Here is a 24073-nt window from a genome sequence, read left to right as displayed (position 1 = left end):
CCGAGTTTATCGCTCAAGCACCTTCGCCAAGTCAAGCAAGATGAGAAGTCGATTTCCAATTTTGGCCACTCCAGAAACGTAGCTCGCCTCCACAGCGCCGACCGCTTCGGGCGGCGGCTCGATGCTCGAGGCCGGGACATCGAGAACGTCGTTCGCCGCATCGACGATGAACCCGACTTCCACATCGTCAAGGGCGGCAATCATGATTCGCGTCTGCTCGCTGTACGGTTCAGGGGCGAAGCCGAACCGTTCGCGCAAATCAATGATCGGCGTCACGACGCCGCGCAAGTTAATGACCCCTTTGACATACTGGGGCGTGCCCGGCACGCGCGTGATCGGCTGCATTTTCTCGATCGAGCGCACGTATTGCACCGGGAGGGCATACTCCTCATCCTTTAAGCGAAAAGCAATCACTTTCCAGTCCGTCTGTACGCTGGCCGTCATCCCATCTTCCCCCTTTATTCCACAGACTGCTCAAACAAACGGCGTCCAAGCGCTTGGCGTTTGCTCTTTACGCCGCTTTATTTCACAAGCGCGTTGCAATCGATGATGAGCGCCACTCGGCCGTCGCCCAAAATCGTCGCCCCCGAGATGGCGAACACCGACGATAAATAGTTTCCGAGCGATTTCAATACGACTTCCTGCTGCCCGATAAACGAATCCACGGCTAGGGCCGCCAGTTTTTCTCCTTTGCGGACAATGACCGCCGCCACCGCCTCACCGTCATCGGAGGCGCGCGGGACGTCAAACACCTCTTTCAGCCGGACGAGCGGGACGATTTTGCCGCGAAAATCAATGACCGGTTGATTATGGGTGGAGAAAATCTCTTCTTTTTTCACGAGCGCCGTTTCGATGATCGAAGACAGCGGAATGGCATACGTTTCCTCGGCGATTTGGACGAGCAGCACCGAAATAATCGACAGCGTCAGCGGCAGCTGAATCGAAAACAGCGACCCTTTTCCCGGCTCTGAATCGACGGTGACGGCGCCTCCGAGCGATTCGATCGTGCTTTTGACGACATCGAGCCCGACGCCGCGCCCCGAAATATCGGAAACTTGCTCCGCCGTGGAGAAGCCCGGGGCGAAAATCAACCCGTAAATTTGCTGGTCGGTGAGCTGGGCCGCCGCTTCCGGCGAAACGATGCCGCGTTTGATCGCTTTTTGCAGCACTTTCTCCCGGGAAATACCGGCGCCATCATCCTCGATTTCAATGAAAACGTGGTTGCCGCTATGGTAGGCGCGCAATTGAACGAGCCCTTCCTCCGGCTTCCCGTGCGCCATCCGAACATCGGGCGCTTCAATGCCGTGATCGAGCGCATTGCGAATCAAATGAACAAGCGGATCACCGATTTCATCAATGACGGTCCGATCGAGCTCGGTCTCTGCGCCAATGACCTCAAGCCGCACCTTTTTGCCAAGGTCGCGGGCGAGTTGGCGCACCATGCGCGGAAAGCGATTGAACACGGTTTCGACCGGCACCATGCGCATGTTTAAAATGATCGTTTGCAAATCGCTCGAAATGCGGGACATGCGTTCCACCGTCTCCGTCAATTCGGCGTGATTCAAATCGCGGGAAATTTGCTCAAGCCGACCGCGGTCCACTACCAATTCTTCGAACAAATTCATCAGCCGGTCAAGCCGTTCAATGTTGACGCGAATCGTTTTCGCCGCCTGCTTCGCCGGCGTTTTTTCCGGCGCTTCCGCTTCGGCTTGCGCGGCCGCCTGTTCCGCCACGGCTACGCCAAGCGGCTCCGGCGCCGCTTTCTCTCCCGCCGCTTCCGTCCGCTCTCCGACCGCCGCCGCCGCAATCTCCACTTGCTCAACTTCGGAAATGCTCATCAACTGCTTTTGCAGCTCATCAGCCGGCACTTTCGACACAACCGTGACAAGAAACTCTTGATCAAATTGCTCTTCTTCAAGCAAGTCGACGGAAGGCGTCGATTTGACAATTTCTCCGGCTTCATTCAGGCGCTCAAACACCATATAGACGCGCGCTGCTTTCAGCAAGCAGTCTTGGCGAAGCCGAACGCGAATTTCATAGACAGAAAATCCTTGTTCCTGCGCCTGCTGGAGAACGTGATACTCAAACTCCCCGTAGGCATGCTCCGAAGACGGGGCCACGCCGCCGGTCGGTCCCTCCGGCGTCTCCCCTCGCTCGATTTGGCGCAACCGGCGGACCGTCTCGCTCACATCACGCTTCCCGTCGCCCCCCTCAGCAATGGAAACGATCATCGCTTCTAAATGGTCGACCGCCTCAAAAATCACATCGAGCAGCTCCGGCGTCACCGAAAACCGGTGATTGCGGAGGCCGTCCAACACGTTCTCCATTTGGTGCGTCAAATTGGCCAAATCCTCAAACCCCATCGTCGCGGACATGCCTTTTAGCGTGTGGGCAGCGCGGAAAATTTCGTTCACAATGGCGACATCATCCGGGCTCTTTTCCAGTTCGAGCAGCCGTTCGTTGATCGTTTGCAAATGATCCTTGCTTTCGTCAATGAAAAGATCTAAATATTGACTCATATCCATGCCGTGTTCCCCCTCATTCCCCGATCGATTGAACGATGGCGGCGGCGATATCGGCAAGCGGGGCGATGACATCGATGACGCCGGCTTCGATCGCCGCTCGCGGCATCCCGTACACGACCGCCGTCTCACGCGCTTCGGCAATCGCCTTGACATTGCCGCTTTCTTTCAGCTTTTTCAGCCCTGCCGTCCCATCCGTCCCCATTCCCGTCATGACCACCGCCACTTTGCGGACGTCGTCAATGGCGGCAAGCGATTCAAACAATACGTCAACGGCCGGACGATGGCCGGCGCGCGGCGGCGACTCGTCCAAGCGAGCTTGGAGCGCGCCGTTTTCCTTACAAACGACGAGATGGACACCGGCCGGAGCGATATAAGCGGTGCCGTTTTGCAGCCGTTCCCCCTCCTCCGCTTCTTTCACCGTCATGGTTGCAAGCGCGTCGAGCCGGTCCGCCAACGATTTCGTAAATCCTTTTGGCATATGTTGGACGACGAGAACCGGGGCCGCTAAATCCGGCGGCAGATGCGTCAGCACCACCTCAAGAGCGCGCGGCCCGCCTGTCGAGGTGCCGATGGCCACAACCGCCTTCTGCGCCCCCGCCGTTTGAGCGGAGAAACGGTGCCGCACCGGGACGCGGCGTTGGGCGACAAGGGCGTGGATATTCACTTCGCTTGCATGGAGCACTTTTCGTATCAGCTCTTCTTTGATCTTGTACAAATCAAGGGAAATCGGCCCAGAAGGCTTGGCGATCACATCAACCGCCCCATGCTGCATGGCGGCGATGGCCGCCGCCGCGCCTTCGGTCGTCATGCTCGACACCATCACAACCGGCAACGGACGGTCGCGCATGATCTGCTGTAACGTGTCGAGCCCGTTCATGACCGGCATTTCAACATCTAACGTCACGACATCAGGAGAAAGGGAAGCGATTTTGGCGAGCGCCTCCTGGCCGTTGCGAGCCGTTCCAACAACTTCAAGCCGCGGATGTTCGGACAAAAAATCGCTGATGCATTTACGCATAAACGCGGAGTCGTCGACGACAAGCACCTTGATTGTTTTCATCGTTTCTCTACCTTTCTAGCAAAAGTTGGCGCAGCTTCGCAAAAAAGCGGGAAGCCCGCCCAGCCGGTTCCTCCTCCCTTTTTCCGCCCGGCGCATAGCGGTGCGCCATCTGACGCACGGCCCGGCTGGCCTTCGCTTCCGGTTCGAGCAGCAAAAACGGCGTCTGGCTGGCGACGGCGCGGGCAACCGCCCGGTCTTCGGGAACGATGCCGAGCAAGGAAATGTCTTTATTGAAAAAGCGGTCGGCAGCGTGCTTCAGCCGTCCGAACACCTCGTGCCCTTCCCACTCCTTAGCGGCGCGGTTGACGATGACGGAAAACGGCGCTTGGCAGCTGGATCCGTGCATATATTTCATCATGGCGTACGCATCCGTCATGGCTGTCGGCTCCGGCGTGGTGACAACGAACACCTCATCGACCGAGCGCAAAAAATACAGCTGTTCTTTGGAAGCGCCCGCTCCCATATCAAACAGAAGATAATCGTACGAGGAGGCGACGGTTTGCAGTTCGACCAAAAACTCATCGATGCCGGCAGCGTCAATGGAAAGCCACTGCATCGCCCCCGTCCCCCCGGCGATATACGAAAGCTGCTCCGGGCCGCTTTTCACCAGCTCCGCGAGCGGCATCCGCTCGGAAACCCAATCGGCGAGCGTCAGCGAAGGCGATTGGCCGAGCAAAATATCAATATTGCCCATCCCGATGTCCATGTCCAATAGCAGCACGCGTGCGCCCAGCTGAGAAAGCGACAGCGAAAAATTGAGAGACACGTTCGATTTGCCAACCCCGCCTTTTCCGCTCGTGACAGCGATCGTCCGCGGCTCTGGCGCCCATTGTCGGCGGCGCAGCCCGCGGCGAAGCGGCTCCGCTTGATCGCTCATGCGCCCTCCGCTCCCAACAACAAATGAACAAGCCGCTCAGCGGACGCGTCCACCATGTCGTCCGGGACGTTTTGCCCATTCGTAAAATAGGCGGCACCAAGGCGGCTGTCGAGCAGCACGTTGACGATCGCGCCAAACGAATCGGTTTCATCGAGCTTCGTCACAATCAACCGGTCAATGGGAAGGCGGGAAAAGCGGCTGTAAATCGCCTTCATGTCTTCATACTTGCCGGTGGCGGCGAACACGAGAAGCGTTTCCGTTTCACTGTCGAATTCCAGCGTTTGCTGCAGCTCATCGATATATTGCGGATCGCGGAAGTTGCGGCCAGCCGTATCGACAAACACAAGATCGCAATGGGCCAGTTTTCGTTTCGCCTCCCGAAACTCTTCGCCGTTATAACATACTGCCAACGGGGCGTCCAAAATATGCGCATACGTTTTCAGCTGGTCAATGGCGGCGATGCGATACGTATCGGTCGTGATAAACCCAACCGTTTTTCCTTGTTCCAGCACAGCGCGCCCCGCGATTTTGGCGAGCGTTGTCGTTTTTCCCACCCCGGTCGGGCCGAGCAAAATCCAATACTTTTTCGCTTGCGCCGCTCCGGCAAACGGAAGCGAAGACAATAAGCTGCGCACCGCCTCTTTCGCCCACCCGGCGGCCGCCGCGGACGAACGCCCGCTTGGATTGGCATACCACCGTTCCAGCAAGCGCTCCATCACTTCGCGAATGTAGCTATCGGCCAGCCCTTGGTCGATCAGGCGCTGTTCAATGGCCGCAAGCGGCGGCGGGTAAGCCGGCGCAAGCCGCCGTTCACTCAGCTGACCGATGAACCGTCTCAGTTCCTCGAGCTCATCGGCAAACGATCGGTCCTCTTTTTCCGGCGCGGTCGCCGGCGGCCGCTCGAACAAGGCCGTCTCCAGCTGGCGCCGCGGCAGCGGATCCGGATCAACGCCGGCCAGCACTTCCACCTTTTTTTTGGCGAACAACCCGAACAAACCGCCCGTTTGGATCTCTTTTGACCGCAAAATGACCGCGTCGCGTCCCAGCTCAGCGCGCACTTGTTTCATCGCTTCGTTCATGGACGGGGCGATAAACTTTTTCACTTTCATTCCACTTCCACCATCCCTACGCTTTGGACTTCAACGTCCGCTTCCAGTTCGTTGTATGACAGCACCGGAACAGCCGGAAAAGTGCGTTCGGTCAGCTGGCGGACGTACATGCGCACCGCGGGGGAGCAAAGCAATATCGGCGTTTGTCCGGAAAACGGATAGCGGTCGAGCGCGCGGGCGACCGCGTCCACCACCGCCTGCATCCGGGCTGGATCGAGCGCCAAATAGCGACCATGCTCCGTTTGCTGCACGGCGTCGGCAATCATCTTTTCCACTTTTCCGGACAGCGTGATGACGCGCAGCGGTTCACCCGGCACGGCATACTGTTTCGTAATTTGCCGCGCGAGCGCTTGGCGGGCATATTCCGCCAACAAATCGGCATCGGTCGTCAAGCGGGCAAAATCGGCGAGCGCCTCAAAAATGAGCGGCAAATTGCGAATCGATACCTTCTCTTTTACCAGCTTGGCCAGCACTTTTTGAATATCGCCCACCGACAGCGGATTCGGCGTCACCTCATCGACAAGCACCGGATGCGACTCTTTCAAATGATCGATCAGCTGTTTTGTCTCTTGGCGCCCAAGCAGTTCGTGGGCATGAGCTTTCAGCACTTCCGTCAAATGCGTGGAGACGACCGACGGCGGATCGACGACCGTGTAGCCGAGCATCTCCGCTTGGTCTTTGACCGCCTCGGAAATCCATTTGGCAGGGAGACCGAACGCCGGCTCGACCGTTTCAATGCCATCGACGGAATCGTCATCAACACCGGGGCTCATCGCCAAATAATGATCCAGCAGCAGCTCGCCGCGCGCCACCTCCTCTCCTTTTACTTTGATTCGATACTCATTCGGCTGAAGCTGAATGTTGTCGCGAATGCGCACAACCGGAATGACGATGCCGAGCTCAAGCGCGAGCTGACGGCGGATCATGACGATCCGGTCAAGCAGATCGCCGCCTTGATTGGCATCGGCAAGCGGAATAAGCGCATAGCCGAACTCAAATTCGATCGGGTCAACGTGCAGCAGCTGAACGACGCTTTCCGGACTTTTCAATTCGTCGGCAGCGGCCGCCTCCTCTTCAGGCGGCACAGCCAGCGCCTCACTCTCCTTTTGCTGCTCCATAAACCGATAGCCGCCCAACGCCAACAGACCGGCCACCGACATCGTCAAGACGTCGTTGATGGGCGTAAACAAACCGAGCAGAAAAATCGTTCCCGCCGTCACATACAGCATTTTCGGAAAAGCGAACAGCTGGCGCATAATATCGCCGCTTAAATTGCTGTCTGACGCCGCCCGGGTGACGATGATGCCGGTGGCGGTCGAAATGAGCAGGGCCGGAATTTGGCTCACAATGCCGTCGCCGACCGTCAAAAGCGTATAACGCTTTGCCGCCTCGGCCATCTCCATCCCTTGCTCGACAACGCCAATCACCATGCCAAACAGCATGTTAATGACGACGATAATGATGCCGGCGATGGCATCCCCTTTGACAAATTTGCTTGCTCCGTCCATCGCCCCGTAAAAATCGGCCTCGCGCGCGACTTTTTCCCGCCGCCTGCGCGCCTCTTGCTCCGAGATCATGCCGGCGTTTAAATCAGCGTCAATGCTCATCTGCTTGCCCGGCAAGGCGTCGAGCGTGAAGCGGGCCGCCACTTCAGAGACGCGCTCCGCCCCTTTCGTGATGACGATAAACTGAATAATGACCAAAATCAAAAACACGACAAATCCAACGACGACATCGCCGCCGACGACAAACGTCCCGAACGTCTCGACGACGCCGCCCGCCTTCCCTGTGCTTAAAATCGAACGCGTCGTCGACACGTTCAGCCCTAACCGAAACAACGTCAACACGAGCAGCAAGGACGGGAAGACGGAAAACTCCAACGGCTCTTTCGTGTTCATCGCCGTCAGCAGCACAAGCAAAGCAAGAGAAATATTGATGATGATCAATACGCTCAACAGCCACGTCGGCAGCGGGATGACGAGCATGGCGACGATGAGCACGACAAGAAATAACACCGACAAGTCTTTGATTTGCGCTTGCATTCCCTTCTCTCCCTGATGCTACATTCGCTTCAGCCGATAGACGTATGCCAAAATTTCCGCCACTGCCTGAAAAAACGCCTCCGGAATCATGTCGCCGACTTCCGTCTGGCGGTAGAGCGCCTGCGCCAGCGGACGATTCTCCACGGTCACCACGCCGTGGGCTTTCGCCACTTCCTTGATTTTCAGCGCCATATAGTCCGCTCCTTTCGCTACGACGACCGGCGCTTCCATCTTGCCATCTTCATACCGGAGGGCAACGGCGTAATGCGTCGGGTTGGTGATGACGACATCTGCTTTGGGCACTTCCTGCATCATCCGCCGCATCGCCATTTCGCGCTGCTTTTGCTTGATGCGCGATTTGATGAGCGGGTCGCCTTCCGTCTTTTTATACTCGTCTTTGATGTCTTGCTTGGACATGCGAATGTTTTTTTCAAATTCAAATCGTTGGTACAAGTAATCAAACAATGACAAAAACAAGAGCGCCACAGCGGCATACAACCCCATTTTCACGGTCAAGCTGCCGATTTCGGCAAGCGCGCCGGCGACCGGCTGCGCCACAAGCGCCAACAGCTTGCTTTTTTCCGCCAACAGCACGGCGAACACGACGGCGCCGATCACGCCCGCCTTTAATACCGACTTTACCATCTCCACGACCGCGCGCAACGAAACGAGCCGCTTCACCCCTTGCACCGGGTTGAGCCGATTCCAGTCCATTTTCAGCGGTTCGACGGTAAAAAGGGCGCCGACTTGCAAAAAGTTGGCAAGCCAGGCGGCAAACACCGCCGCGGCAAAGATGGGCGCCAACAGCAAGGCCCCGTGGCGAAGCCAGTCAAGAAACAGAAGGTGAAGCGAATCGATCGTCAGCGGTGTCGTGGCGTAATCGGTCAACGCGCGGGCAAACAGGCGAAGCAACCCGTCGCGCTCGTATCCTCCGGCTAGGAACAGGGCGAGAAGCGCGCCGAGCAGCACAGCGGCCGCAACTAAATCGGCGCTTTTGGCCACCTGACCTTTGTCGCGCACTTCCTGCCGTTTACGCGGCGTCGCTTTTTCTGTTTTTTCACCAGCAAAAAACTGCAAATCAAGCCGCCATTCGCCCATCTTATGAGCCCCCCAACAGCTGCATGAAGCCGCGCAGCGAAGAAAACATGAGCTGGAACAGTCCGCGCGCAGAAAGCAGCATCGTGCCGATCGCCGCCGTCAACAGCAAAAACGCCGCCGCTGTCTTGACAGAAAAACCGACAGCAAAAATGTTCATTTGCGGCACCGCGCGGGCGACTAAGCCAAGCGCCACATCGACCAAAAAGAGCGAACCGACGAGCGGGGCAGCCATTTGCAGCGCGGCGGCGAACATCGCCGCGAACAAGCGCACCATATAGTCCGCTGCCCGTCCATCGGCCACGTGCGGCCACTGATCAAGCGGCAGCCAGTGGTAGCTGGAAAAGAGGCCGTCAAGCAACAAATGGTGGCCGTCGAGCGAAAGCAACAAGAGCAATGCCAACGAATGAAGGTATTGGCCGAGCAGCGGGCTTTGCGCCCCCGTTTGCGGATCGATCACATTGGCGATGGCAAACCCGATTTGAAAATCGATCAGCCCGCCGGCGATTTGCACCGCGGCCATGATGATCGCCGCCAGCAGCCCGAGCCCTAAGCCGATGAGCGCCTCTTTCAAGACGAGCAACACGTAAACGCCGTCAAGCGCCACCGGTGATTTGGGCAGCGCCCAAAAAACGAGCCAGCTGAAAAAAAACGCCAAGCCGATTTTGTAAGCAGTCGGCACCGCCCGGTACGAAAAGAGCGGCAGCGCCGCAAAGAACGAAGCGGTGCGCACAAAGACGAGCAAAAACGCCGGAAAATAAGTCCATAGTTGTTCCATTGCCGATCAGCCTATAAATGAAGCAAGATTGTTCAAAATATCGTGCGCATACGACACCATTTTCGAGAGCATCCACGGGCCAAAAAACACAAACCCAAGCAAAACGGCGACAATTTTCGGCACAAAGGCGAGCGTCTGCTCCTGGATTTGCGTCGCGGCCTGAAACACGCTGACGACAAGCCCGATGACAAGCGACAACAGCAACAGCGGCCCGCAGACGACCAACGTCATATAAATCCCTTGTTCAGCAAGGCGAATGATCAAATCCGCACTCATCCACGCCACCCAATTCTTTTATTGAAAACTTTGCAGCAATGATTTGATGACTAAATGCCATCCATCGACGAGAACAAACAATAAAATTTTAAACGGCAGCGAAATCATCACCGGCGGCAGCATCATCATCCCCATCGACATGAGGACGCTCGCGACAATCATATCGATGACGAGAAACGGAATGAAAAGCATAAATCCCATTTGAAACGCCGTCTTCAATTCGCTGATCGCAAACGCCGGCACAAGCGCAGACAAAGGAATGTCGCGGACCGTTTTCGGCTGCTTGGCGCCACTGTAAGACAAAAACAGCGCCAAATCTTTCTGCCTTGTATGCTCGCTCATAAATTGCTTCAGCGGAACGGCGGCCCGCTCGTACGCCTCATCCAAGTTGATTTGGTCATTGAACAGCGGCTGTAGCGCCTGGTCGTTGATTTCTTTCCATGTCGGCGCCATAATGAAAAAGGTTAAAAACAAGGCGAGCCCGACGAGCACTTGGTTCGGCGGCATTTGTTGCGTCCCGAGCGCCGTGCGCACGAACGACAGCACAATGACGATGCGCGTAAAACAAGTCATCATGATTAAAATGCCGGGAGCAATCGACAAAACCGTTAGCAACAGCAGCAGCTTCACCGATGTCGAGACGTGTTCGGGAGCCATCGACTGAAACATATGGACGAATTCATTCATCGCCGCCCGTCCCTTTCTCTTTCACGCGCTTGAGCCATTCGTTCCGCTTTTCAGCCATTCGCTTCATCTCCTCAGTCAACAGCGCCGAAAACGGCCGGGAGGAGTTGGTTTCCCCCTTCATTTTGGCCATCCACTGTTCGCGAAGGCGGACGCCAAACCGGCCAAATTCCGTCATTCGTTCCACCCGATTGCGGTGTTGAGCCAGCAGCTCGCTGATTTCCTCCTCATCCTCGATCTCTCGAAGCAGTTGAATGGAGTCGGCAACGCCGATGACAAGCAACCGGCGCCCAACTTTCACCAACTGAACGGAACGGTTCGCCCCGACGCTCGTTCCGCCCAGATGCTCGATGACACCTTTGGAGTTCGACAACAACTGCTGGCGGCGGCCAAGCCATTTCAAGAGCGCATAAAGAAGCAGGAGAACAAAAGCGGTCGCTCCGATCAAACGGAGCACATCGGAGGCGGAAACGGCATCCGCTGCGGGAGCGGGCGCTGTCTCCGATCCGCGAGCCGGAACGTCCGGTCCGCACGCGTCCGGATGCTTGAGACAATCAGCGACCGTCGGATTTTGCGCGGCCGCTGCCGGCATTCCGCCAAGCACGATCGCCGCCGCCATCACGACAGCCGTCCACCACTTCATGGGCACGATGTTCACCGTTGGCCGCCTACCCAATCGTTTTGTTGATCGCTTCAATGACGCGGTCAGCTTGGAACGGCTTGACGACGAAATCTTTCGCTCCGGCTTGAATGGCGTCAATGACCATCGCTTGCTGCCCCATTGCGGAGCACATAATGACTTTGGCGTTGCTGTCGATTTTTTTGATCTCTTTGAGCGCGGCGATCCCGTCCATCTCCGGCATCGTAATGTCCATCGTCACGATGTCAGGGCGCGTCTCTTTGTACTTTTCGACCGCCTGCCGCCCGTCAGCTGCTTCCGCGACCACCTCGTGGCCGTTTTTCGTCAAAATGTCTTTGATCATCATACGCATAAACGCTGCATCATCAACGACAAGCACTCTTGCCATGATTCCTACCTCCTGCATGCCTGTTATTTTAGCCGTTTTAACCGATCGCTTTGGCTCATAATATCGGTGATGCGCACCCCAAAGTTTTCGTCGATGACGACGACTTCGCCTTTGGCAATCAGCTTATTGTTGACAAAAATATCAACCGGCTCCCCGGCCAGTTTGTCCAATTCAATAATGGACCCCGTTGACAGCTGCAAAATCTCTTGCACGGAACGTTTCGTCCGCCCGAGCTCCACCGTCACTTGCAGCGGAACATCAAACAGCAGTTCCAAATTGCGCGTCTCAGCAGCCGCTAACGATGGAGCGTCAAATTCAGCAAAATCGGCGGTTTGGACAGGCCGAACGTCCGCTTCCTTCACGCGCTCGGCCGAAGCTTGTCCCGGTCGGCCGGCGGGCTGGGAAACCATCGCTCCCCCCACATTCGCCGGTGTCGGACTAGGATCGGGCCCATCAGCGGGCATGGCGCGCGCGTGCGCCGGCTCCGTCCGCTCTTCCACATCTTTCGGCTCGGAAGGAGGCCCAAGCAACAAGCCAACCAATTCCTTGGCGAAATCCACCGGCAACAGCTGCATAATGTTGGAGTCGATCAACTCACCGACCTTCAACCGGAAGGACACTTTAATGAAAAACTCCTCATCCGGCAAATACTCCAGTCCTTTTCCTTCGGACAAATCAAGAAGATGAAGCGTCGGCGGAGAAATGTCCACTCGCTTGCCAAAAACCGTCGACATCGATGTTGCTGCCGACCCCATCATTTGGTTCATCGCTTCTTGAACCGCGCTCAATTGAATCTCGCCAAGCTCATCATTCACCGCCGTTCCGTCGCCGCCCAACATTAAATCGGCGATCACCGCCGCATCATGCTGCTCGATGACGAGCAAATTCGTTCCCAGAAACCCGTCCGTGTAGTTGACTTGAATGGCGACATACGGATGGGGGAATTCATCGGCGATTTTCGACCGTTCAATTACGGACACGTTCGGCGTCGTAATTTCCACCTTTTGATTCAAGAGCATTGACAGCGCGGTGGCCGAACTGCCAAAGGAAATATTGCCTATTTCCCCAATAGCGTCCTGTTCCAGTGGAGAAAAGATGTCATGAAGCGCCGGGATCCCTTCACTGTTGCCCATTCCGCGCAACAACGCATCGATTTCATCTTGTGAAAGCATTCCATCATTCATCATGGCTGTCTCCGTCCCCCTCGCTCATCGCTAAAATTTGCACCGCCAGCTTTTTGTTCCGCTTGCCGGGCTGGCCGATAAATTTCGGGATATGGCCGATTTTGACGACCAGCGGTTCATGGATGGACTGCTCAAGTTGGATCACATCGCCGACCTCGAGCTGAAGAAATTCGTTGATCGTAATGGACGCGGTGCCGAGCTCGGCAATGATCGGCAGCTTGGCCGCACGGACGCGCTGTTCCAACTGTTTCGCTTCCTCGGGGGAACGATCCCTTGTTTGCGCCTGCATCCAATAATGCACCGACAGCCGCGGCATGATCGGCTCGAGCACGACGTGCGGAATGCAAACGTTCATCATGCCGCGCGCTTCACCAACTTGCGTGTTGAGCGAAATGACGACAACGGTGTCATTCGGCGCAATCATGCGCAAAAACTGCGGATTGACTTCAAAATCGACAAACAGCGGATCGACCTCAGCCACCGACTCCCACGCATCACGCCAGTGGACAAATGCTTTGTCAAACAAATTGGACATGATGCGCGTTTCGATCTCCGTCAGCTGATCCACTTTGTCCATGCCAACGCCGCGTCCGCCCATCACCCGATCCAACATGGCATAGGCGATATTCGGGTTGACTTCCAAAAGCACGTGGCCATTCAGCGGCGGCACCTCGAAGACGTTGATTACCGTCATCTTCGGAATGGAGCGGACGAACTCTTCGTATGGGATCTGATCGGCCGAAGCGACCGAAATTTGCACATACGTGCGCAGCTGGGCGGAAAAAAACGTTGTCAACAGGCGGGCGAAGTTTTCGTGAATGCGCGTCAAACTGCGAATCTGGTCTTTCGAAAACCGAAGCGCCCGCCGGAAGTCGTACGCTTTGACGCGCCGTCCTTCTTCTTCTTTTTTCAATTCTTCCGCGCTCATTTCCCCGGTGGAAAGCGCGGCCAACAGCGCGTCAATTTCGCTTTGTGACAATACTTCCCCGGCTGTCATCTCACCTTCCCCCCTTTAGTCGGCAGGCTATTGGAGGATAAAGGAAGTGATGTAGACATTCTCTACTTTCCCTTCCTGCATCAACCCATTGATGTCGCGCTTCAGCCGTTCTTTTAATGCCGCCATTCCTTCTTTTCCTTTAAAGTCGGCCGCTTTCATTTCCGCCAGTTGTTCAATGATCACATCCTTAATTTGAAAATCGCGCTTCTCCGCCTCTGCCCGCGCTTTGTCACTATCCGTTTGGATTTTAAATGCGATTTTAATATAGCGGCCATCGGCTAAATTCGTTGTCATCTCCGGAATGTCGATCGAGCTTTCCGCCAGTTCGTCAGCGCTCGGCGCCTCCTGCTCTTTGGCATTCCCCATCTTCGTCACCGCCATCAGCACCGCTGTGCCGGCCAAGGCGATGACCGCCAACAAAACAATCATCAGTTTCATTGCCTTATTCCCTTTCACTGTCCAATCCTCCTGCTCCCGATAAGCGAAACATGCCGATTTGCCGATAAAATTCGCTTGCGAGCGCCGTCACTTGCTCAACCGTTTCGCGGACGACGAATTTTTTACCGTTTGTCAACGTTACGGTCGTGTCGGGAAACGCTTCGACTTGTTCAATGTACAGCGCATTGAGCGTAAACCGTTTGCCGTTGAGCTTCGTCAATGAAATCATCGGCAAAAGCGGGCGAGAGAAAGCCGCTCACGCCCTACCTCCTATTCTATTTTTTCAAGTTCACGAGCTCTTGCAAAATTTCATCCGAGGTGGTAATGATGCGCGTGTTCGCTTGGAAACCGCGCTGGGCAACAATCATCTCCGTAAATTCTTCCGCTAAATCCACATTGGACATTTCCAGCGATCCGGAGACAATCGTTCCGGTTCCCCCCGTACCGGGCGTCCCTGTTGTCGGCTGGCCGGAGTTGGCTGTGTCACGGAACAAGTTGTTCCCTACTTTTTCTAATGCATCGTTATTAACGAATTTCGCCAATTGAATTTGTCCCGCTTGTTGTAATGCGCCGTTGGCATCAACATAGTTCACCATTCCATCCGAGCCAATGCTGATGTTTTTAGCGTCGGCAGGAATTTTGATCGTACGCCCTCCCGTCCCAAGCAGATATTGGCCATCCGCATTCACAATATAGCCTTGTGAATCAAGATAGAAGTTTCCTGCTCTCGTATACAGACGATTGTTTCCGGACGAATCGCCGATGACGAAAAATCCGTCGCCGGAAATGGCCAAATCAAGCACCCGACCCGTTGTTTGCAAGCTTCCTTGGGTATGAACGGTGTCAATGGCGGCCAGCTGGGCGCCAAGCCCCACCTGTTTTGGATTCGTTCCGCCGCGGCCAGCGCCTGGAGCGCTCGCCCCGGAGATCGTTTGACTCATTAAATCTTTAAAAATCGTTCTTCCTTTTTTAAAGCCGTATGTGTTGACATTGGCAATATTGTTTCCGATCACATCCAGTTTCGTCTGGAAATTGCGCATGGCACCAATGCCCGAATACATGGAACGAAGCATCGATTTCTCTCCCCTTTACGATGTTTGTTCGACTTTGATAACCTGATCGGCCGCGATCATCGCACCATTTTCAAGCCCTAAAACCACCTGTCCGTCCTTTTGTTGGACAGATTGAACAACCGCTTGTTTGACGTCGCTACCATCCAGCCAAGAAACCGTTTTGCCGATCCATTCACTATAGCGCAAAAGCATATCGCGGTGGCTCGTTTGCATCCATTGTTGCATTAAATTAGCAATATTCATCATTTGCTCGAGCGAAGAAAAATTCGCCATTTGTGAAATAAAATCTTTATCTTCCAGCGGATTGAGAGGATCTTGGTTTTGCAACTGGGCGAGCAAAATTTTTAAAAAATCGTCTTTCCCTAACATGCGATTTCCCGTTTTCGACTCCGGCTGAGCGGCGTTAGCCAGCCACAAATTCGAATCAATGGCGTTTGTTGTCATTTTTCATCCTCCTATTCATCCGCCTCCACCCCGTCTAATGCAAACGAGGAAGAAGGCGATGATTCCCGCTTTTGTTCCCGCCGCGATTCATTATGTTGGCGGCCGCCTTGACGCCCCTCGGACTGCGGCGGCAACGAAGAGCCCTCCCAATCGGTCCAAACCGTCCACTTTTCAACCGTGATCTGGCTCGCATCAAGCAGCTGGGTGAGCTGCGGCAGATGAGCGTGAAGCAACTCTTTCACCGCATCGTTGGCGACGAGCAGCTTAGCGGTCAGCTTCCCGCCCTCGTGCGTCATTTTCACCGTCACTGTGCCAAGATGCTCGGGATGAAGACGGATGACGAGCTGCGCCGCCCCGCCCGGGAGCCGCATCCAACGTCCCAGCCGCAAAGCGCGGGCGACTTGGTCAACAACAAAATCCGAATGTCCATTTTCCGCTTGGCTCGTCTGGCTGTCTGAACCGAGCGGCGGAGAGAACCAAGAAGTCGGATGGGCAGAAAATCCTGCCTGTCCATCCGTTCGCACTCCGTCCTCTCTGCGAAGCGAAAGCCGCTCGTGAGCAGAGACGGTAGGGCTGACATCAACGGGGAGAACCGAGCCGAGCGCTTGTTGTTCATGTTCTCCCGCCAGCGCCAAAGAAGATAGAGGGATGGATGTCATTTCAGCGTGCTGCTGAGCAACCCCTTGGTTCGCCTTATATGACCAAGCATAGGACGCTCCCTCTGCCGACAAACGGTTACTATCGCGGTTCGATGCCTGTTCGACGATCGCAGTCAAGCGCCCCCCTTCATACGCGGCCATTCTCCCCTCTCTCCCAAGCTCAAGCGCCCCGATGTCAATGGATGAACGTTGGCCTTTGCGATCAGGCTGAGAAGAAATGAGTTGCCCCTCTTTTGCGACAACCATTTGGTCATCTCCGGTTTGTAAACAACGGAACGCCGGAAAAATTCCGATCGTCGGGCCAGTAAAAAAGGAAAGCCACTCGAAACCGCCCTGTCCATCGGTTTGTTCCGCTTTGTTTTCAAGTTGTTCCACTTTGTTTTCAAGTTGTTCCGCTTTGTTTTCCGGCAAAGGGGGCCGCTCCGCCACCGCCGTTTCCACCGGGAAGGGTTCGGTCTGTTTATGTGCGAGCAATTGTGCGAATGCCCCGCTGGGCCCGGTTTCCTTTTTAAGCGGCGCCGGGGCGGACTGATCGCCCACGGCCTGCGGCGAACGGGCTGTCAACGTCACATTCATTGGGCCGCCTCCTCTCCCATCGTCAATTTGCTCAGCGAGGACAACAGCTTCGCTGCTTGTTTCGCCGGCATTTTGTCCAAAATCGCCGCCGCTTTGTCGCGGTCCATCTTGCTTAACACATCAAGCGCCTCGCTCTCGGAAAGCTCGGTTAAAACGGCCGCTGCCTGCTTGTCTGACATCGCGCCATACAGACTCGCGACATCGACGGAAGGAGACGCAGCCTCCGCAGCGGAAGCCGCCGGCTTGTCGGGTTCGGCGGCGGGGGCTGTCAACCGCGCCAGCTCTTTTTCTTTGGCCGCCAGTTCATTTTTGAGCTGGCGAATTTGGTTTTGCTGCTCGTCGATCGTTCGTTTTTGCCGTGCGATCGTTTCTTGTTGCTTGGCCATCGCCTCGCGGATCGTCTTCTCCTTTTTCTTCCAATCGGTCCATTCCGAAACAAACGGAACGTTCGTGACCCATTGCTTTGCCGTTTTCGCCGCGTCAACACCGGCGGCGTTCAAAATCAACAAAAGGAAGAAAGCAGCAAACACGCTTGGGATGATCACGACGAACAAGAGCCATTGCCAGCGGCTCGTCTGTTGTTCCTGTTCGATGTTGCTTCCCGCCATCTACAACTCTCCTTGGCGCGCAAACCGCTGGATGGCCATTTCATCAAAGAAGCGGCGCTCCGCCTCTTTTTCGAGCTGCTTGGCCCATTGTTGCGCGCGCTCATGCATTTTTTCATATTTTTTCGCCTCGATGTTCAGCTCGACCAAGCGCCGCTGCCGGCGTTGCATCTGCTCGCGCGCCTGCATGACGACGAGCTGATAATGATCGATCGTCCGTTCCATGTTGGCGAGATAGTACAGCATATGGCGGATGGCCCCGATGGGCAGGCCGGCTCGCAGCTGTTCGTCCCGGGCCGCTTCGCCTCGTTCTTTTTCCTTCAGCAGCCGGTACAGTGTTTCGGCCGCCTGTTCAAACTTGCGCACCGCCGCTTTGTATTCCCCAAGCGCTGCTTGCTTTTCTTTTTCCTTCATCGCCCATATTTTTTGCAACCGAAACGTCGTCATCACGTTTGTTCACCCTTTCCCCCGTGAAGATGGCGCACGTTTCCATCACCCGGCCGACACCAGACGGAACAGCGCCTCAATGCTTTCCACGCGAGTCGTTTTTTCGTCGATCTCTTGGCGGCAAAACGCCATAATGCGCGGGTAAAACTGAATCGCTTCATCAATTTCACGGGATGATCCGTGCTTGTACGCCCCAATTTGAATCAAGTCTTCCGAATCCATATAAGTGGACAGAAGGCGACGAAGCCGATTCGCTGCTTCGCGATGCTCGGCGCTGATGATGTGGGGCATGACGCGGCTGACGCTTTTCAGCACGTTAATCGCCGGATAGTGCCCTTTGTTGGCCAGCTGGCGCTCGAGCACAAGATGGCCGTCCAAAATGCCGCGCACCGCATCAGCGATCGGTTCATTCATGTCATCGCCGTCGACAAGCACCGTATAAAAGGCCGTGATCGTCCCGGACGCGTTTGTTCCGGCCCGTTCCAGCAGCTTGGGCAACAGGGCGAACACGGATGGCGTGTAGCCTTTTGTCGTCGGAGGCTCGCCGACGGCCAGCCCGATCTCCCGCTGCGCCATGGCGACGCGAGTGACCGAATCCATCATGAGCATCACATCGGCTCCTTGGTCGCGGAAATATTCGGCGATCGCTGTCGCCGTATAGGCCCCCTTCACGCGCATCAACGCCGGCTGATCGGACGTAGCGACGACGACAATCGAGCGAGCGAGGCCGTCCGGACCGAGATCGCGCTCCAAAAATTCACGCACTTCGCGGCCGCGCTCGCCGATCAGGGCAATGACGTTGACATCAGCCGATGTATGGCGGGCGATCATCCCCATCAAGGTGCTTTTGCCGACGCCGGAGCCGGCAAAAATTCCAACCCGTTGCCCTTTGCCGACGGAAAGCAAGCTATCGATCACGCGAACTCCGACTTCAAGCGGCTCGGCGATCGGCGGCCGGGTGAGCGGATTGGGTGGATCGCGCTCGACCGACACGGGCTTTACGCCTAAAGGCAGCGCGCTTCCGTCAAGCGGGTAGCCGAGCGGATCCAAAACCGTGCCGATCAGCGCCTCACCGACATGCACTTCGAGCGGTTTGCCAGCCGCTTCGACGAGACAGCCGGGGGCGATGTGCGTCATGGCGGAAAACGGCATGAGCAACACGTGCTGCTCATGAAAGCCGACGACTTCAGCGGGGATTTTGCGGCGGCCGCTCGCTTCATGAATGTAGCAAAGGTCGCCGATCGAACTTTCCGGTCCTTTCGATTCCGTCATTAATCCGATGACGCGTGATATTTTACCAAATCGTCGATACAAGTCAGCCACAGCCATTTCATCAAGAAGCGCCTGCCAGTTCAGGGGACGTTTCCTCCTTCAACCGCCGGAAAAGCGCCTCGCGCAGCCGTTCCAGCTGGGTATCGACGCTTGCATCAATGCGCCCGAACGGCGTTTCAACGAGGCAGCCGTATTCCGGCAGCGTATCATCGGGATAAATGAACAAATCGACGCGCTGCGGAAAAACGGATTTCAGCCGCTCTTGCTGTTCCGTCACCATTTCGTAGCAATGCGGATGAACGTAAACGGCCACTTCCGTCTGCCGCCGCACTTCTTGCAACGCTTGCAGAACAAGCGGTAAAAACGCGTTCCGATCGTTCTCAAGCGCGGCGCCAAGAATGCGTTCTGCCGCTTTTAGCGCCACTTCGAGCATCGTTTCCGCCGTCGCTTCGATGCGGGCGTAAAACTCACTGTTCGCCCGCTCCGCCGCGCGCCGCGCCTGTTCCACCCATTCGCGATGCTCGCTGAGCGCCGCCGCGTGCCCGGCTGCGTAGCCGTCTTCATACCCTTGGGCGCGCGCTTCTTGCATGAGCCGCTCTTTTTCAGCCTGCCATTGCTCTTGTTCGCGCGCGAGCTGTTCGCGCATCGCCTGGCAATATTGCTCAGTTTGTCGGCGAAGCTCGGCCGCTTCTTCCCTAGCGGCAACGACCGCTTCCATTTCCTCGGGCCTGCCGTCCATTTCCGAAAGACCGACGGCGAGCGGATGATGCACGGCGATGATTTTTTTGCCTGCGCGCGCCGCCACCGTTGGCGCTTTAATCACATTAGACAATGATATCATCTCCTCCCCCGCGGGCGATGACGATTTCACCGGCCTCTTCAAGGCGGCGAATGATGCCAACAATGCGCGACTGGGCTTCCTCGACATCCCGGAGCCGAACCGGTCCCATATATTCCATCTCTTCTTTGAACGTCTCTGCCATTCGCGCCGACATGTTGCGGAAGACAACGTCTTTCACTTCCTCGCTTGCCACCTTCAAGGCCAGCATGAGGTCGTTGTTGTCGACTTCGCGGATGACGCGCTGGATGGCGCGGTTGTCAAGCGTGACGATATCTTCAAATACAAACATTCGTTTTTTGATTTCCTCAGCCAACTCCGGATCTTGTATTTCCAACGCATCCAAAATCGTTCGCTCTGTGCTTCGATCGACTTGGTTCAACACCTCGACGACCGCTTCGATTCCGCCAGCTTGCGTGTAGTCTTGGACGAACGTTGCCGACAGTCGCCGCTCCAAAATTTGTTCGACTTCGCTGATAATTTCAGGCGATGTGCTGTCCATCAGCGCGATGCGCCGGGCGACATCGGCCTGCATTTCCTGCGGAAGCGCGGACAAAATTTGTCCGGCCTGAGCCGGCTCCAAATAGGAGAGAATGAGAGCGATCGTTTGCGGATGCTCGTTTTGGATGAAGTTTAACAGCTGCATCGGATCGGCTTTGCGGGCGAAGTCAAACGGACGCACCATCAGCGCCGATGTCAGCCGATGGATGATGCTCATCGCTTTGTCTGGGCCGAGCGCTCGTTCCAGCACTTCTTTCGCGTAGGCGATGCCGCCTTGGGCGATGTAATCTTGCGCTACCGCGAGCTGACGGAACTCTTCGAGCACTTCTTCTTTTTGGTCGGCCGTCACTTGGCGGACGTTGGAAATTTCCAATGTCAATTTTTCAATGTCGTCTTCGGATAAGTGCTTATAAACAGAGGCCGATACGTCCGGGCCAAGGGAAATGAGGAGGATGGCCGCCTTCTGTCTGCCCGTCAGCCCGCCTTTCCGTTCACGCTTTGCCATACGCCGTTCCTCCTACTCTTCCGATAGCCACGTTTTTAATAGTTTGGCAAACTCGTCCGGCTTTTCTTTCGCCAGACGCTCAAGCTGCCGGCGGCGCATCACCGACTCCGTCTCCGGCGGCTCCGGCAACTCCGGCTCCGCCATCGACGGAGCGAGCGGAAACTCTTCCTCTTCCTCTTCGTCCTCGCGGCGGCGCAGCCAGAAGAACAACAGCAAAGCGATCAGCAAGAGCGCTCCGCCGCCGGCGGCGTACCACCACCATGCCGGCCTTGCTGGCGCTGTTTCTGTAAACGTTGGTTTGCCGTTGAATTTTTGTACGGACACAACGATGCGGTTGTTGATGTCCTGATCGGTGAGCGTTTGCCCTTCGCCTTTGTCGATCGACGTCCGCACGATCGTCCCTAGCAGCTTTTGAATGTCATTGACCGTTTCCGGCGGCAGCGAATTCGGATCATTCGGCTTCGGCGGCTCCACCATCACTTGGATGCCTAAGTCGCGGATTTTGTACGGACTTTCCACGATTTGTTTTTTAATTCTGTTGACCTCGTTGTTGACCGTCTCCTCAGTCCGCTCGTAATCGCCGTTTGTATCGCCGTTGGCGGACTGATAGCCCGGCACTTCGTTCGTGCCCGTTCCGGCCGCGCCGCCCGGGCGCGCCCCGCTTCCCGAATACGCTTCTTTGATGCGCTGGACGCTGACCGCAATGCCTTTATTGTTTTTCTCATCGACCGGGGCGACTAAGTTTTCTTCCCGCTTTTCTTGCGTGAAATCGACATCGGCTGTCACGGAAACGACGACTTTATCCTGCCCCATCATCGTGCCAAGCAGCTGCTGCACTTGGCGCTGGATGTCGCGTTCGATTTGTTTTTTGATTTGCTGCTGCGAAGCGAATGTCGTTCCTGTCGAATTTTCGCCGTCATTTTTCAAATCAAAATACTCAAAAAACTGATTCATAATGACGATATTATCTGTAGAGAGATTAGGAACACTTTTCGCGACGAGGTGATAGAGCGCGCGAATTTGCTCGTCGCTAAACCGGTAGCCCGGCTTCGTCTTCAGCACGATCGAAGCCGAGGCTTCCCCTTTTTCATCAGAAACGAATACGCTCGGCTGCGGAAGCGTAATCATCACTTTCGCATCTTGCACGCCATCGATCGTTTTGATCAAGTTGGCGAGCTCTGTCTGCATCGCTTTTAACTTCACCATATTAAACTCGTTGTCGGTCATGCCGAAGCTCGCGTTTTGGCCAAAAAAGGAATAGTCGATCATTCCACTGTTCGGAATGCCTTCGGCGGCCAGCTCCACTTTCAAGGCGTCGACTTGCTCTTTTGGTACTTGAATCGTCGTGCCGCCGTCCACCACTTCAGCCGGCACGCCACGCTCATCGAGCGTCGCCTTGATTTGCCCAGCTTCCTGCGGCGTCAAGTTGCTGTAAAGCGGCACCATTTCTGTTCTCGTCGCCCAAAAGATCGCGATGCCGGCAGCCGCGAGCACAGCAGCCGCTACGGCGAGCGTGAGCCGTTTTTGTCTTTTCGTCCGTTCTTGCCAAAACACGCGAGCCCGGCCCCACCACTCTTTCCATTTGTCTCTCATACGATTCCCCCGATAATCGAGCTGCCCACCGCCATCGCACCGTGATGACGGCCGCTTCCATATGTAATGCTGTTCATGGTCGTTACAATGGCATGCGCATCATTTCTTGATAGGCCTCAATCGCCTTATTGCGAACTTCGAGCGTCAGCTGCAGGGCGATGCTCGCCTTTTGCCCTGCGATCATCACATCGTGCAGTTGGACATTTTCCCCGCGAACAAGCTTTTCCGTCAGCTCATCCGCTTGAAGTTGCGCCTCGTTGACTCGGTTGAGCGCTTCTTTGAAAAAAGCGACAAACTGCTTTTGCGCCACAGCCGGTTTCACCGGAGAGGAAACGGCCGCGGTCATTCCCAACCCGACGCGGTTGACTCCATCGATCATCGCCCATCCTCCTTACGAACTATTTCCCAATTTCCAACGCCTTCATCAGCATGCCTTTGGAGGCGTTCAGCGCCGTGACGTTCGCTTCATAGGAGCGAGTCGCCCCGATCAAGTCGACCATTTCCTTAAGCGGATCCACGTTCGGCAGGCGAACGTAGCCATCGGCGTTGGCGTCCGGGTGATCCGGATCGTACACGAGCTTAAACGGCGCGGGATCCTCGGCAATTTCTCGCACCTCCACTCCACCTTCTACCGGCTCCGCCCGTCCGATGGCGGCCTGCAGATAGCTGGAAAATTGAGCACCGCGCGGCTCAAATATGACCACTTTGCGGCGGTACGGTTCCCACTCGCCGTTGACCAAGCGCGCCCGCGTGGTATCGACGTTGGCGATGTTGGACGAAATGACATCCATGCGCAACCGCTGGGCCGTGAGCGCCGAAGCGGAGATGTTCAGGCTTTGAAACATCGACACCGCCTATTTCCCTCCTTTGATCACCGTTTTTAGCGTTGCAAACTTCCCATTCATCTGGTCGACCAACGCGTTGTAATAAATTTGGGTTTCTGCTAATTTTGACATTTCTTGATCAATGTCGACACTATTTCCATTATGATTGTAACTCATGTTGGCGTTGGTCGTCACGATGATTTTTCCGCTTTGTTCACTCGAAAACGAAAAATGCTTCGGGTTCGTCCGTTTTGCCTCAAACTGAAGCGCCCGCTCAAGTTCCGCCTGAAATCGCACGTCTTTCGCCTTATAGCCCGGCGTATCGGCGTTGGCGATGTTGTCAGCAATCGCCTGCTGGCGGAGCGAAGCGTAACGGAGTCCTTGCTCGAGCCAGTGGATCGTCGGTGAGAACAACGACAATGGAATCCCCTCTTTTATCCTATTTTTCGACAATTTCTGCTAGATTTCATTTTACGGGAAAGAAAACCCAATGTATAGCCGGAACTTGGTACTATTTTTCTCCCCTCGTCGTTGTTCGAAGGCTGGTGAAAACGATTGGTTTCCTGATCGATGAGGAAAAGTGTGCAGTGCTGCAATGTTTTTCGATTTGAGAAACGATGGCAGGAAGCGGTATGCACGATTG

General features: G+C 55.7%; 28 protein-coding genes. All 28 read right to left on the bottom strand.

Going from position 1 to position 24073, the window contains the following annotated elements:
* Nucleotides 1–6: 6 nt before the first annotated feature.
* The 28 genes from B4113_RS17600 to flgB all read right to left on the bottom strand — a co-directional run bounded on the left by B4113_RS17600 (nucleotide 7) and on the right by flgB (nucleotide 23850).
* Nucleotides 7–444: a chemotaxis protein CheW gene (locus B4113_RS17600; RefSeq protein WP_033023055.1), complete on the bottom strand. Its 438-nt coding sequence runs from the start codon at nucleotides 442–444 to the stop codon at nucleotides 7–9.
* A gap of 77 nt (nucleotides 445–521) precedes the next feature.
* A complete protein-coding gene (locus B4113_RS17595) occupies nucleotides 522–2525 on the bottom strand; it encodes a chemotaxis protein CheA (RefSeq protein WP_033843518.1) in 2004 nt (667 codons plus the stop codon).
* A gap of 13 nt (nucleotides 2526–2538) precedes the next feature.
* Nucleotides 2539–3585 carry a chemotaxis response regulator protein-glutamate methylesterase gene (locus B4113_RS17590; RefSeq protein ID WP_033843516.1) on the bottom strand — a complete coding sequence of 349 codons (1047 nt, stop codon included), beginning with the start codon at nucleotides 3583–3585 and terminating at the stop codon, nucleotides 2539–2541.
* Between the two features lie 7 nt (nucleotides 3586–3592).
* Complete coding sequence (locus tag B4113_RS17585; RefSeq protein ID WP_033843515.1) at nucleotides 3593–4462, bottom strand: MinD/ParA family protein; 870 nt, start codon at nucleotides 4460–4462, stop codon at nucleotides 3593–3595.
* Nucleotides 4459–5571, bottom strand: a complete 1113-nt coding sequence (gene flhF, locus B4113_RS17580; protein ID WP_033843514.1) for a flagellar biosynthesis protein FlhF — start codon at nucleotides 5569–5571, stop codon at nucleotides 4459–4461. The genes B4113_RS17585 and flhF overlap by 4 nt, the downstream gene beginning before the upstream one ends.
* Nucleotides 5568–7613 (bottom strand): flagellar biosynthesis protein FlhA, encoded by a 2046-nt coding sequence (gene flhA / locus B4113_RS17575; protein WP_033843513.1) that lies wholly within the window; start codon nucleotides 7611–7613, stop codon nucleotides 5568–5570. Before flhA ends, flhF begins: the two co-directional genes overlap by 4 nt.
* An 18-nt stretch (nucleotides 7614–7631) precedes the next feature.
* On the bottom strand, nucleotides 7632–8711 hold the full coding sequence (flhB, locus tag B4113_RS17570) for a flagellar biosynthesis protein FlhB (protein ID WP_033843512.1): 1080 nt from the start codon (nucleotides 8709–8711) through the stop codon (nucleotides 7632–7634).
* 1 nt (nucleotide 8712) lies between these two features.
* Nucleotides 8713–9486 carry a flagellar biosynthetic protein FliR gene (gene fliR / locus B4113_RS17565; RefSeq protein WP_033843511.1) on the bottom strand — a complete coding sequence of 258 codons (774 nt, stop codon included), beginning with the start codon at nucleotides 9484–9486 and terminating at the stop codon, nucleotides 8713–8715.
* Between the two features lie 6 nt (nucleotides 9487–9492).
* Nucleotides 9493–9762: a flagellar biosynthesis protein FliQ gene (fliQ, locus tag B4113_RS17560; RefSeq protein WP_033023029.1), complete on the bottom strand. Its 270-nt coding sequence runs from the start codon at nucleotides 9760–9762 to the stop codon at nucleotides 9493–9495.
* An 18-nt stretch (nucleotides 9763–9780) separates the two neighbouring features.
* Nucleotides 9781–10449 (bottom strand): flagellar type III secretion system pore protein FliP, encoded by a 669-nt coding sequence (fliP, locus tag B4113_RS17555; protein WP_033023027.1) that lies wholly within the window; start codon nucleotides 10447–10449, stop codon nucleotides 9781–9783.
* Entirely contained in the window at nucleotides 10442–11089 is a 648-nt protein-coding gene (fliZ, locus tag B4113_RS17550; RefSeq protein WP_033023026.1) for a flagella biosynthesis regulatory protein FliZ, read from the bottom strand. Before fliZ ends, fliP begins: the two co-directional genes overlap by 8 nt.
* Before the next feature lie 25 nt (nucleotides 11090–11114).
* Nucleotides 11115–11474 (bottom strand): response regulator, encoded by a 360-nt coding sequence (locus B4113_RS17545; RefSeq protein WP_033023025.1) that lies wholly within the window; start codon nucleotides 11472–11474, stop codon nucleotides 11115–11117.
* Between the two features lie 23 nt (nucleotides 11475–11497).
* The gene (gene fliY, locus B4113_RS17540; RefSeq protein ID WP_033023023.1) at nucleotides 11498–12661 is read right to left on the bottom strand and encodes a flagellar motor switch phosphatase FliY; all 1164 of its coding nucleotides are present in this window, start codon (nucleotides 12659–12661) and stop codon (nucleotides 11498–11500) included.
* A complete protein-coding gene (gene fliM, locus B4113_RS17535; RefSeq protein ID WP_033023020.1) occupies nucleotides 12651–13655 on the bottom strand; it encodes a flagellar motor switch protein FliM in 1005 nt (334 codons plus the stop codon). The genes fliY and fliM overlap by 11 nt, the downstream gene beginning before the upstream one ends.
* A gap of 27 nt (nucleotides 13656–13682) precedes the next feature.
* Nucleotides 13683–14111 (bottom strand): flagellar basal body-associated protein FliL, encoded by a 429-nt coding sequence (fliL, locus tag B4113_RS17530; RefSeq protein WP_033023014.1) that lies wholly within the window; start codon nucleotides 14109–14111, stop codon nucleotides 13683–13685.
* Nucleotides 14098–14322, bottom strand: a complete 225-nt coding sequence (locus tag B4113_RS17525; protein WP_033023261.1) for a flagellar FlbD family protein — start codon at nucleotides 14320–14322, stop codon at nucleotides 14098–14100. Before B4113_RS17525 ends, fliL begins: the two co-directional genes overlap by 14 nt.
* A gap of 46 nt (nucleotides 14323–14368) precedes the next feature.
* Nucleotides 14369–15166 (bottom strand): flagellar basal body rod protein FlgG, encoded by a 798-nt coding sequence (flgG, locus tag B4113_RS17520; RefSeq protein WP_033023013.1) that lies wholly within the window; start codon nucleotides 15164–15166, stop codon nucleotides 14369–14371.
* A gap of 15 nt (nucleotides 15167–15181) precedes the next feature.
* Complete coding sequence (gene flgD, locus B4113_RS17515; protein WP_033023011.1) at nucleotides 15182–15610, bottom strand: flagellar hook assembly protein FlgD; 429 nt, start codon at nucleotides 15608–15610, stop codon at nucleotides 15182–15184.
* Nucleotides 15611–15621: 11 nt separating this feature from the next.
* Nucleotides 15622–16845, bottom strand: coding sequence for a flagellar hook-length control protein FliK (locus B4113_RS20875; RefSeq protein ID WP_231559813.1), 1224 nt, complete (start codon nucleotides 16843–16845; stop codon nucleotides 15622–15624).
* On the bottom strand, nucleotides 16842–17453 hold the full coding sequence (locus B4113_RS17505; protein WP_061912721.1) for a MotE family protein: 612 nt from the start codon (nucleotides 17451–17453) through the stop codon (nucleotides 16842–16844). The genes B4113_RS20875 and B4113_RS17505 overlap by 4 nt, the downstream gene beginning before the upstream one ends.
* Nucleotides 17454–17900: a flagellar export protein FliJ gene (fliJ, locus tag B4113_RS17500; protein ID WP_153017179.1), complete on the bottom strand. Its 447-nt coding sequence runs from the start codon at nucleotides 17898–17900 to the stop codon at nucleotides 17454–17456.
* 42 nt (nucleotides 17901–17942) lie between these two features.
* Nucleotides 17943–19226: a flagellar protein export ATPase FliI gene (gene fliI / locus B4113_RS17495; RefSeq protein ID WP_061912719.1), complete on the bottom strand. Its 1284-nt coding sequence runs from the start codon at nucleotides 19224–19226 to the stop codon at nucleotides 17943–17945.
* A gap of 4 nt (nucleotides 19227–19230) precedes the next feature.
* On the bottom strand, nucleotides 19231–20010 hold the full coding sequence (fliH, locus tag B4113_RS17490) for a flagellar assembly protein FliH (RefSeq protein WP_061912718.1): 780 nt from the start codon (nucleotides 20008–20010) through the stop codon (nucleotides 19231–19233).
* On the bottom strand, nucleotides 19994–21013 hold the full coding sequence (fliG, locus tag B4113_RS17485) for a flagellar motor switch protein FliG (protein WP_033023007.1): 1020 nt from the start codon (nucleotides 21011–21013) through the stop codon (nucleotides 19994–19996). The genes fliH and fliG overlap by 17 nt, the downstream gene beginning before the upstream one ends.
* Before the next feature lie 12 nt (nucleotides 21014–21025).
* Nucleotides 21026–22606, bottom strand: coding sequence for a flagellar basal-body MS-ring/collar protein FliF (gene fliF, locus B4113_RS17480; protein ID WP_061912717.1), 1581 nt, complete (start codon nucleotides 22604–22606; stop codon nucleotides 21026–21028).
* 82 nt (nucleotides 22607–22688) lie between these two features.
* Nucleotides 22689–22985 (bottom strand): flagellar hook-basal body complex protein FliE, encoded by a 297-nt coding sequence (gene fliE / locus B4113_RS17475; protein ID WP_061912716.1) that lies wholly within the window; start codon nucleotides 22983–22985, stop codon nucleotides 22689–22691.
* Between the two features lie 19 nt (nucleotides 22986–23004).
* Nucleotides 23005–23457 carry a flagellar basal body rod protein FlgC gene (gene flgC, locus B4113_RS17470; protein WP_061912715.1) on the bottom strand — a complete coding sequence of 151 codons (453 nt, stop codon included), beginning with the start codon at nucleotides 23455–23457 and terminating at the stop codon, nucleotides 23005–23007.
* Nucleotides 23458–23460: 3 nt separating this feature from the next.
* Nucleotides 23461–23850 (bottom strand): flagellar basal body rod protein FlgB, encoded by a 390-nt coding sequence (gene flgB, locus B4113_RS17465; RefSeq protein WP_033022997.1) that lies wholly within the window; start codon nucleotides 23848–23850, stop codon nucleotides 23461–23463.
* Nucleotides 23851–24073: the final 223 nt, after the last annotated feature.

The organism is Geobacillus sp. B4113_201601 (genome assembly GCF_001587475.1).
Lineage (GTDB): Bacteria > Bacillota > Bacilli > Bacillales > Anoxybacillaceae > Geobacillus > Geobacillus icigianus.
This window is presented reverse-complemented; position numbering and strand designations above follow the sequence as displayed.